Origin of the sequence: Tepidamorphus sp. 3E244 (genome assembly GCF_046159835.1) — a bacterium.
Lineage (GTDB): Bacteria > Pseudomonadota > Alphaproteobacteria > Rhizobiales > Tepidamorphaceae > JACKJK01.
In genome coordinates, this window is sequence record NZ_JBJXCY010000002.1 from 1,365,099 (window position 1) to 1,377,158 (window position 12,060).

A 12,060-nucleotide genomic window follows, 5' to 3' on the forward strand; every position below is an offset into this window, starting at 1 on the left:
CAAATGACCAAGACCATTCAATGCATTTCGCCGATTGACGGCTCGGTCTATGCCGAGCGTGACGCGCTGCCCATCGAGGACGCGCGCTCCAAGGTGGCTGCCGCGAAGCTGGCGCAACCGGCCTGGGCCGCGCTGCCGCTGGCCGAGCGCATCGCCTATGTCATGAAGGCGGTCGAGTATATCGGCTCCACCAAGGACCGCATGACGACCGAGTTGGCCCACCAGATGGGCCGCCCGGTGCGCTATGGCGGCGAGTTCGGCGGGTTCGAGGAGCGCGCCAAGTACATGGCGTCCATCGCCGAGGAAGGTCTCGCGCCGCTGGTGCTGGAGGATTCCGAGAACTTCCTGCGCAAAATCGAGCGCGAGCCGCAGGGCGTCGTCTTCGTCGTCGCGCCGTGGAACTACCCCTACATGACGGCCATCAACACAATTGCGCCCGCGCTCATGGCCGGCAACGTGGTGATGCTGAAGCACGCCTCGCAAACCATTCTCGTCGGCGAACATCTCGCGGATGCGTTCGAGGCCGCCGGCCTGCCGTCTGGCGTGTTCACCAACGTCGTTCTCGACCACGACACCACGTCGGCGCTGATTGCCGAGCGGTCCTTCAACTTCATCAACTTTACCGGCTCGGTCTCCGGCGGGCAGGCGATGGAGCGGGCAGCTGCCGGTACCTTTGCTGCCGTCTCCACCGAGCTTGGCGGCAAGGACCCGGGCTACATCCGCGCCGATGCCGATGTCGACGCCGCCGTCGAGACGCTCATCGACGCGGCCATGTACAATTCTGGCCAGTGTTGCTGCGGCATCGAGCGCATCTACGCGCACGAAAGCCTGTTCGATGCCTTCGTGGAAAAGGCCGTCGCGGTGGTGAAGGGCTACAAGCTCGGCAATCCGCTGGACGAATCCACCACCATCGGCCCGATGGCCAATGTGCGTTTCGCCAGGGAAGTCCGTGCGCAGGTGGACGAGGCCATCGCCGATGGCGCGACCGCCCATATCGAGACCTTTCCCGAGGATGATGGCGGGGCATACGTCTCGCCGCAGATCCTCACCGGCGTCACCCACGACATGCGCATTATGCGCGACGAAACCTTCGGCCCCGCCGTCGGCATCATGCCGGTGAAGGACGACGAGGAAGCCATCGCGCTGATGAACGACTGCCAGTTCGGCCTCACCGCGTCGGTCTGGACCAACGATACCGAAAAGGCCGCCGAGATTGGCGCGCGCCTGCAGACCGGCACCGTCTTCATGAACCGGGCCGACTATCTCGACCCGGCCCTGTGCTGGACCGGCTGCAAGGACACCGGCCGTGGCGTCGGCCTGTCGATCTACGGCTTCCATGCCCTGACGCGCCCGAAATCCTACCACCTCAAGAAGATCAAGAAATGAACCTGACCGGAAACTGGAATTACCCCGCGCCGATCCGCTTCGGCGCCGGGCGCATCTCGGAAATAGGCGAGGCCTGCAAGGCCGCCGGCATCACGCGCCCCATGCTCATCACCGACCGTGGTCTCAAGACCATGGACATCACGAAGAAGACGCTCGCCCTGATGGAAGAGGCCGGGCTCGGCTCGGCGATCTTCGCCGACGTCGATCCGAACCCGTCGGGCCAGAACGTCGAGGAGGGGCTGAAGGCCTACCGCGCCGGTGGTCACGACGGTGTCGTCGCGTTCGGCGGCGGGTCGGGGTTGGACCTCGCCAAGGTTGTCGCCTTCATGGCCGGCCAGACGCGCCCGCTGTGGGACTTCGAGGATATCGGCGACTGGTGGACCCGTGCCGATCCCGCAGGCATCCACCCCATCGTTGCCGTGCCGACCACGGCTGGAACCGGCTCGGAAGTCGGCCGCGCCGGTGTCATCACCAACACCGAGACGAACGAGAAAAAGATCATCTTTCACCCGAAGATGATGCCCTCGGTGGTGATCTGCGATCCGGAACTGACGGTCGGCATGCCGAAATTCGTCACTGCCGGTACCGGTCTCGATGCCTTCGCGCACTGCGTTGAGGCCTATTCGAGCCCCTTCTACCACCCCATGAGCCAGGGCATCGCGCTGGAAGGCATGCGGCTGGTGAAGGACTACCTGCCGCGCGCTTATGCCGACGGCACGGACCTTGAGGCCCGCGCCCACATGATGAGCGCCGCCGCCATGGGTTCGACCGCCTTCCAGAAGGGGCTGGGCGCCATCCACGCGCTGAGCCACCCCATCGGGGCCATGCACCATACCCACCATGGCACCACCAATGCCGTCTTCATGCCGGTGGTGCTGAAGTTCAACGCCGATGCCATCCGTGACCGATTTGATTCAGCCGCCGCCTATCTCGGCATCGCAGGCGGGTTTGACGGGTTCTGCGATTTCGTCGACCAGTTCAACGACAGCCTTGGCATTCCCAGGACGCTGACCGATCTGGGGGTCAAGGACCCGGACCTCGACCGGCTCACGGATGCCGCCCTGCGCGATCCGAGCACCGGCGGCAACCCTGTCGAGATGACCGCCGAGAACACACGGCCCCTGTTCGAAGCCGTTCTTTGACGCAACGGCAAGGGGTTCCCGAAACCCCTTGCCGCCCTTGCGTTTGATGAATGGATACGGACCCGAATCATTTGGTTTGGTTAACCAGCCGTAAGTGAATCATTTCTACTCTGCACCGAGCCGGAGTGCGCCCGAAGTGCGCTCCAGGCGTGTTTGGATGCAGGTGTATGGCCGAAAACGAAGACGGCGGGCCGGCGCAAGCCGGTGGCAATGATTCCGGGCTGAGCTTGACGGACCATGGTGCGGATGCGCCCGGTTCCGCGCGCGGTCACGTGCGCCTCGCGCTCGCCGAGGGTGATGCCGGCGCCGCGGCCGGCGCGGCCGCCGTCACCGGCGAGCCGCTCCTCGTCGAGCGTCCCGATCCCGGCAAGTTCGCGATCCATGATCTCGAAGGCCGCAACGCCATCCGCTTCGCCTTCAAGCTAGCCGACTGCAAGGTCATCGTGCTCGACGTGGACGTCGTCCTCGTCTTCTCCGACGACAGCAAGATCATCCTGCCCGGCCTCGCGCTGAAGCTTGTTCTCAACGAGCCTCTTGCGCTGGAATTCGCCGACGCGACGCTCGATGCCGCCGACTTCATGGCGATGATCGGTGACGTGCAGTTCGCCGAGAACCTGCCCCTGATGCAGCTCTCCAACACCGAGTTGGAGAACAAGGAAGAGAACCAGGGGCCGGACGAGCAGGAAACCGTCCAGCTCCAGAAGCAGGTCTTCACCCCGCCGCCCGAGCAGATCGAGGAGCAGACGCCCGGCCAGGACCAGCCGCAACTGGCCTCGTTCCAGGAAATCGAGCAGGCGACGCGCACCACCTCGCCGCAATCCTCCGCGCCGACCCCGCCCTCGACCGGCACTGGCACCGGCGAGTTCAACGGCACGCCGGCAGCGGAGCTGAACTTCACCCTGCTTGGCGACAACTCGCCGACATCCTCGGCCATCTCCGGCGGTGGCGTGGAAATGCGTGGCGCGGCTTCCGTCGCCGCCGCCGAGACCGATCCGTCCTACGCGGCGCAGTCGGCAGCGGAAACGATGAACGGCACGGCGTTCAACGATATCATCTATGCCGACGACCCCGACCTCATGCCCATCGGCACGACGGTCCGAGTCTTCGAGATCGACGTCGAACTGCCCAAGCCCGAATGGGTGGCGGTGTCCGCGCGCATCTACGATCTGCCCGAGGGCTTCTCCATCGTCGGCGCGGCGTCTGTCGGTGACGACTTCCAGATCAACATGGATACGTCGGACCCGGCGAACTACAACCAGCTCGACCTGGTCTACCGCTACGCGATCCCTGACGATTCCATCACGCCGGATGCCAACGGCTTCTACCAGCAGTTCACCTTCTCGGTGGAATTCCTCGTCGATGTCGGCGGCTCGTTCAGCCTCATCGCCGGCACCGCGCGCTTCGCCATCCGCGACGTGACGGACGAGACGGAATCCACCTATGTCGATCCCGATACCGGCGAAGTGATCTACATCCTGCCGAAGATTCCGGCGGGCAACATCCTCGGCGCCGGCGACGGTGACGACGTCATCTTTGCGGGTGCCGGTGGCGACACCATCGATGGCGGGCTGGGCATCGACCTTGTCTCCTTTGCCTATTCCCAGAGCGGCGTCACCGCGAACCTTGCCACCGCCAGCTATTCGGGCGGCTTTGCAACCGGTGACACGGTCTCCAATGTCGAGGGTCTCGCAGGCTCGAAACACGATGACGCGCTGACCGGCGATGCCGGCGACAACCTGCTCATCGGGGGCGAGGGCGCGGACGCGATCGACGGCGGCGATGGTTTCGACACGACGAGCTTTGCCGATGCGGCGGCTGCCGTCGCGGTCGACCTTGGCGCGGGCACGGGCAGCGCCGGCGAAGCGGCGGGCGACACCTACACCGATATCGAGCGGGTCATCGGCTCGGATTTCGACGACACGCTGCGCGGCGATGCCAGTGCCAACACGCTGGAAGGCGGTGCGGGGGCCGACCAGCTCTTCGGCGCGGGCGGCGACGACATTCTCGACGGTGGTGACGGCGACGACAATCTCGTCGGCGGCGCGGGCGCGGACCAGTTCATCGGCGGGGCCGGCACCGACACGGCGGACTATTCGACCGCTGCTTCCGCCGTCACCGCAAACCTCGCGGCCAACACAGCATCAGGCGGCGATGCGGCGGGTGACACATTCTCCGGTATCGAACGGGTCGTCGGTTCGGCATTCGACGACAACCTCACCAGCAACGCCACCACGTCCACCACGCTGGAAGGCGGCGCCGGCGCGGACACGCTGACGGGCGGGTCCGGCATCGACACGCTGCTCGGCGGTATCGGCGACGACGTGCTCGCCGGTGCGGGCGGTGCCGATATTCTCGATGGCGGCGACGGCTTCGACACCATCGACTATTCCGGCTCCTCGACCGCCGTCATCATCGACATGGCGACCGGCGTCGGCGTCGGCGGGGATGCCCAGGGCGACCTCTTCTACAGCATTGAGCGCGTGATCGGCTCGCTCGACGGCGACGTGCTGATCGGCACGGCCGCCGCCAACGTGCTGGAAGGCTCCGACGGCGACGACACATTGGATGGGCGCGGCGGCGCGGACACCCTCATCGGTGGCGACGGCGTCGACACCGCCGACTACAGCTACTCCCTGCAGGGCGTGACCATCGACTTCGCCGCAGGCACCGGCACCGGCGGTGACGCCGAAGGCGACATCCTCTCCGGCATCGAGCGCATCGTCGGTTCGGCGCAGGCCGATACCTTCATCGGCTCGACCGGCGACGATGTGTTCCTCGGCAACGCGGGCGACGACTACTTCATCGGCGGTGCGGGCGCGGATGTGCTGGCCGGCGGGTCGGGCAACGACACGGCGGACTATTCCGCCTCCACCGCCATCAACATCAACCTGACCACCGGCATCGCCACCGGCGGCGATGCGACCGGCGACAATCTCGCCAGCATCGAGACGATCATTGCCACCGATTTCGCCGACGTGCTGACGGGCGATGCCTCCAACAACACCTTCATCGGCGGTGCGGGCGATGACCTGCTGACCGGTGGCGCTGGCGCGGACACGCTGGACGGTGGCGATGACACCGACACCATCAGCTATGCCGGATCGCTTGCAGCCGTGACCGTCAATCTCGGCACCGGCGCGGGCACCGGCGGCGACGCGCAGGGCGATACGATCCTCAACGTCGAGAACGTCATCGGTTCCGCCAATGGCGACACGCTGATCGGCGATGCGGCCGACAACATCCTCGACGGCGGTGACGGCGACGACCGCCTCGAAGGCGGCGCGGGCGCGGACCAGCTCATCGGCGGCGATGGCGAGGACAGCGCCGACTACACCCAGTCGGCCTCGGCGGTCACCATCAACCTCGCCACCTCGACCGCCACCGGCGGCGACGCGGACGGCGACACGTTCTCCTCCATCGAGCGCGTCGGCGGGTCTGCCTTCGACGACGACCTGACCGGCGATGCGCAGGCAAACGTGCTGGAAGGCAATGCCGGCAACGACATCCTGCGCGGCGGCGGCGGAGACGACACGCTGCTGGGCGGCGTCGACGACGATACCCTCATCGGCGGCACGGGCGCCGACACGCTCACCGGCGGCACCGGCTCGGACACCGCGGACTACTCGGCCTCGGCGCTTGGCGTCGATATCGATCTTGGCGCAGGCACCGCGAGCGGCGGCGACGCCGAGGGCGACGTGCTCAGCGAGATCGAGAACCTCACAGGCACCGCGCAGGCCGACACGCTGGTCGGCGATGCGGCCAACAACACCCTCGACGGCGGCGACGGCGATGACCTGCTGGAAGGCGCGGCGGGTGCTGACACCCTGATCGGCGGCGACGGCACCGACACCGCCGACTATGCCAATTCCACCAGCGGCGTCACCGTTTCGCTGACCAGCGGCACCGGCGTCGGCGGCCACGCGGAAGGGGACTCGCTTGTCGAAATCGAGAACCTGTCCGGCTCCGCCTTTGGTGACACCCTGACCGGCGATGGCGCGGCCAATGTGATCGACGGCCTTGCCGGTGACGACACCCTCAGCGGCGAAGCCGGCGACGACACGCTCAACGGCGGCGCGGGCAACGATATCCTCGCCGGCGGCGCGGGCGCGGATGCGCTGGATGGCGGCGCGGACATCGACACCATCGACTATTCCGCCTCCGACAGCGCCGTCACGATCAACCTTGCCGCGAATTCCGCCAGCGGCGGCCACGCGACCGGCGACACCTTCTCCAATATGGAATCGGTTGCAGGGTCTGCCTTTGCCGACAGCCTGACAGGCGATTCCGGCGACAACACCCTGACCGGCAATGCCGGCGACGACACACTGATCGGCCTTGGCGGCGCGGACACGCTGATCGGCGGTGCGGGGTCCGACACGGCTGACTATTCCGCGTCCGCCAGCGCGGTGCAGATCGACCTGCTCAACGATACCGCCACCGGCGGCGATGCGGCCGGTGATACCTTTTCCAGTGTCGAAAACCTCACCGGCTCCACTGGCGACGACACGCTGGGCGGCGATTCCGCCGACAACATCCTCATCGGTGGCGATGGCAATGACATCCTCGCCGGCGGCCTCGGCGCGGACACGCTCGATGGCGGCATCGGCACCGACACGGCGGACTACACGGCGTCGAACGCAGGCGTCACGGTCAGCTTGCTGTCCGGCACCGGCACCGGCGGCCACGCGGAAGGCGACACGCTGACCAGCATCGAGACGCTGTCCGGCTCGCAATTCGACGACACGCTGACCGGCAGCGCGCTGGACGACACGATTTATGGCAACGGCGGCAGCGATTCCCTCGACGGTGGTGACGGCGACGACACGCTCGACGGTGGCAGCGGCGACGACACGCTTCGCGGTGGCGCGGGCGCCGACCAGCTCACCGGCGGAACGGGCACCGACATCGCGGACTATTCCGGCTCTGCCGACGCGCTGACGATCAACCTTGCGACCAACTCCGCCTCCGGTGGCGATGCGACCGGCGACACGTTCACCGGCATCGAGGGCGTGACGGGCGGGCAGGCTGCCGACTCCCTGACCGGCGATGCGGGCGCCAACATCCTCGACGGCCAGGAAGGCGACGACCTGCTTGTCGGCGGGGCGGGCGCGGATGAACTCATCGGCGGCGACGGCTTCGACACGGCGGATTTCTCGGCCTCTGCGGCAGGCGTCAATGTCGACCTCGAACTCGGCACCGGCGCGGGCGGCGATGCCCACGGCGACAGCTATTCCGAAATCGAACGGGTGGTCGGGTCCGGCCTCGCCGATACGCTGATCGGCGATGGCGCGGCCAACACGCTCGAAGGCGGCGCGGGCAACGACGTCCTGCGCGGTGGCGCGGGCGACGACACGCTGCTCGGCGGCGACGACGACGACACGCTCGAGGGCGGCGCGGGCGCGGACACCCTGACCGGCGGCGCGGGCATCGACGTGGTGGACTACACCGGGTCGGATGCCGCCGTGACGGTCAATCTCGCGGCAAGTTCCGCCTCCGGCGGCCATGCGACCGGCGACAGCTTCACCGGCATCGAGGGCGTGACAGGCTCCGCCTTTGATGACGATCTCACCGGCGACACCAACGCCAACACCCTGCGCGGTGGTGACGGCGCGGACACCCTGTCTGGCGGTGCCGGCATGGACGCGCTGTTTGGCGATGACGGCGACGATACGCTGATCGGCGGTGCGGGCGCGGATGCGCTCACCGGTGGCGATGGCATTGATACCGTTGACTATTCCGCTTCGCTGGCAGGCGTCGACGTCGATCTCGCGCTCGGGTCGGCAACTGGCGGTGACGCGCAGGGCGATACGCTGGCGACCATCGAGAACGTGATCGGGTCCGGCCTCGACGACACGCTGACGGGCAATGCGCTTGCCAACGCGCTGACCGGCGGTGCCGGCAACGACACGATGCTAGGCGGTGGCGGCGCCGACGTGCTGGACGGCGGCGACAACGACGACCTTCTGCTTGGTGGCGCGGGAGCCGACACGCTGATCGGTGGCGACGGCAACGACACCGCGTCATACGACGGCTCGTTGCAGGCGGTCACGGCGGATCTTTCCACCGGCGCCGGCACGGGCGGTGACGCGCAGGGCGATACGCTCACCGGCATCGAGAACCTCACCGGCTCGGCCCTCAACGACACGCTGATCGGCGACGCCAACGCCAATACGCTGTCCGGTGGCGCGGGCAACGACATCCTGCGCGGCGGCGGCGGTGCCGATACGCTGCAGGGCGGCGCGGGCATCGACCTGGCCGACTACACCGGCTCCGGCTCTGCCGTCACCGTCGACATCGCGGCGGGTACCGCCACAGGTGGCGATGCCACCGGCGACACGCTCGATTCCATCGAAGGCGCGATCGGTTCGGCCTTTGACGACAGCCTGTCGGGCGACAGCGGCGTCAACGTGCTGCGCGGTGGTGACGGGGCGGACACGCTCATCGGTCGTGGCGGCGCGGACGAGCTCGACGGCGGCGACGGCATCGACGTTGCGGACTATTCCGGCTCGGCATCCGCCGTCACCGTGGATCTCACGCTCGGACAGGGCGTCGGCGGCGATGCGCAAGGCGACACGCTCGCCAATATCGAGAACCTCATCGGCTCCAGCGGCGACGACACGCTGCGCGGCAACACGGCTGCCAACGTGCTCGATGGCGGCAGTGGCAACGACACGCTGGAAGGCGGCGCGGGCGCGGACACGCTGACCGGCGGCGCTGGGTCCGACACGGCGAGCTATGCCTCCTCTGCAGCTGGCGTGACGGCCAACCTCACGACAAACGTCAACACCGGTGGCGATGCCGAGGGCGACACCTTCTCCAGCATCGAGAACCTCACCGGCTCCGCAAATGACGATTCGCTCACCGGCGATGCCAACGCCAACGTTATCAACGGCGGGGCCGGCAATGACACGCTCGCCGGTCTCGGCGGTGCGGATACGCTCATCGGCGGCGACGATTTCGACACCGCCGACTACAGCGCGTCTGCGGCAGGTGTCACGGTCAACCTCGCAACCGGCACAGCGTCGGGCGGCGATGCGCAGGGCGACACGCTTTCGCAGATCGAAGGCGTCATCGGTTCCGCACAGGCCGACAACCTCACCGGCGACGTCAACACCAACACGCTGGAAGGCGGCGCAGGCGCGGACATCATCAATGCCGGCGACGGCGACGACACCATCGACGGTGGGGCCGACGACGACACCCTGACGGGTGGCGCGGGCGCTGACAGCATCGACGGCGGTACTGGCACCGATACGGTCAGCTTTGCAGCGTCCACTCAGGCCGTCACCGTGGACCTCTCCACCGGATCGGGTACAGGCGGCGATGCCGAGGGCGATACCTATACCCGCATCGAGAATGTCACAGGTTCCAATCTCGGCGACCTTCTCATCGGTGACGGCAACGCCAACACGCTGGACGGCGGCTCGGGCGACGACACGCTGCACGGGGGCGGCGGCGCCGACACGCTGATCGGCGGTGCGGGGTCCGATACGGCCGACTACACGGATTCATCCGCTGCGGTGACGATCAACCTTGGCGCGGGCACTGCGTCGGGTGGCGACGCCGAAGGCGACACCCTGTCGAGCATAGAAAACGTCATCGGTTCAGCCAATGCCGACACGCTGACCGGGTCTTCGGCGGCGAACGTGATCGACGGCGGCGCCGGCGACGACCTCATTTCCGCAGGTGGCGGCAACGACACGATCGACGGCGGCGCCGGCGATGACACCATCGCGAGCGGCGCGGGCGCAGACGACATCACCGGCGGCGACGACACAGATACGGTCGACTATTCCGCCTCCGCCAGCGGCGTCACGGTCAACCTGGCGACAGGCACCGGCTCTGGTGGCGATGCCCAGGGCGACACGATTGCCGAGGTCGAGAACGTCACCGGCTCGGTTCAGGCCGACACGCTCACCGGCGATGGAAATGCCAACGTCCTCGACGGTGGCGACGGCAACGATCTCATCAATGGCGGTGCGGGGGCCGACACGCTCATCGGTGGCGACGGTACGGACACCGCAAGTTACGCGGGGTCTTCAGCCGGCGTAACGGTCAGCCTCGACACCGGCACCGGCACGGGTGGCGATGCGGAAGGCGACACGCTTTCGGGCTTTGAAAATCTCACGGGTTCATCCAACGACGACCTGCTCATCGGCGATGCGGCAGCCAATACCCTCATCGGCGGTCTTGGCAACGATACGCTGCGCGGCGGTGCCGGCGGCGACACGCTCGATGGCGGCGGTGGCACGAACGACGTCATCGACTACTCGACGTCCGCTGCCGCGGTCACGGTCGACCTGACGCTTGGCAGTGCATCGGGTGGCGATGCCACGGGCGATACCATCATCGATATCGACGGGGTCATCGGCTCCAACGGGGACGATGACCTGCGCGGCAATGCCTTCGCGAACACGCTCACCGGCGGCGCCGGTGCAGACACCCTGCGCGGCGAGGATGGCGCGGATACGCTGAGTGGCGGTGCGGGCGACGACCTCCTCATCGGTGGTGCGGGCGCGGACGCCATCGACGGCGGCGACGATACCGACACGGTCGATTATTCCGCCTCGACGCTCGCGGTCACGGTGGACCTCGCCTCAGGCACTGGCACAGGTGGTGACGCCGAGGGCGATACCTTCGCCAATGTCGAGAATGTCATCGGGTCCAACGTCAACGACACGCTGATCGGTGACGCCAGCGCCAACGCGATGACCGGTGGTGCCGGCAACGACACGTTGCGCGGCAATGGCGGCGCCGACACGCTGGACGGCGGCGCGGGCGTCGACACCGCGGATTATTCTGCCTCTGTCGCAGCCGTTTCGGTCAATCTCGGCGCGAACACCGCGTCGGGTGGCGATGCGGAAGGCGACACGCTCACCGATATCGAGAACCTCACCGGCTCCGCCGGCGACGACATCCTCGCCGGCGATGGAGCCATCAACGTTCTGACCGGCGGCTCAGGAGCAGACACGCTGGACGGCGGCGCTGGTGCGGATACCCTCTCCGGTGGCACGGGCAACGACACGCTGACTGGTGGCATCGGCGCGGACGTGCTGGACGGCGGCGACGATATCGATACCGCCGACTACAGCGGTTCTGCCAGCGGCGTCACGGTCAGCCTCGATGCGGGCACCGGCTCCAGCGGCGATGCGGCAGGAGATACGCTCAGCAATATCGAGAACCTGACGGGTTCGGCAAATGCCGACACCCTGACCGGCGATTCCGGCGCGAACGCCATCGACGGCGCGGGCGGCGACGACGTCATCGAGGGCCTGGCCGGTGCGGACACGCTGACCGGCGGGACTGGTACGGATACGGTCTCCTATGCCTCCGACACGGCGGGCGTGACGGTGGACCTTGGCAACAACACGGCCTCTGGCGGTGATGCGGCAGGCGACACGATCTCGGGCTTCGAGAACGCAACCGGTGGTTCGGGCGACGACACGCTGACCGGTGATGCGGGCGCGAACGTCCTCACCGGCGGTGCGGGCAACGACACGCTGGCGGGCCTTGGCGGCGCGGACACGCTCAT

At 67.4% G+C, this 12,060-nt stretch carries 3 protein-coding genes; all 3 read left to right on the plus strand.

The window, feature by feature from the left end:
- The first annotated feature begins 3 nt into the window (after positions 1-3).
- Positions 4-1,386: an aldehyde dehydrogenase family protein gene (locus ACKTEK_RS15210; protein ID WP_409166136.1), complete on the plus strand. Its 1,383-nt coding sequence runs from the start codon at positions 4-6 to the stop codon at positions 1,384-1,386.
- Complete coding sequence (locus tag ACKTEK_RS15215) at positions 1,383-2,528, plus strand: iron-containing alcohol dehydrogenase (RefSeq protein ID WP_409166137.1); 1,146 nt, start codon at positions 1,383-1,385, stop codon at positions 2,526-2,528. The genes ACKTEK_RS15210 and ACKTEK_RS15215 overlap by 4 nt, the downstream gene beginning before the upstream one ends.
- Before the next feature lie 167 nt (positions 2,529-2,695).
- A partial coding sequence (locus tag ACKTEK_RS15220; protein ID WP_409166138.1) for a hypothetical protein occupies positions 2,696-12,060 on the plus strand: 9,365 nt, incomplete at its 3' end.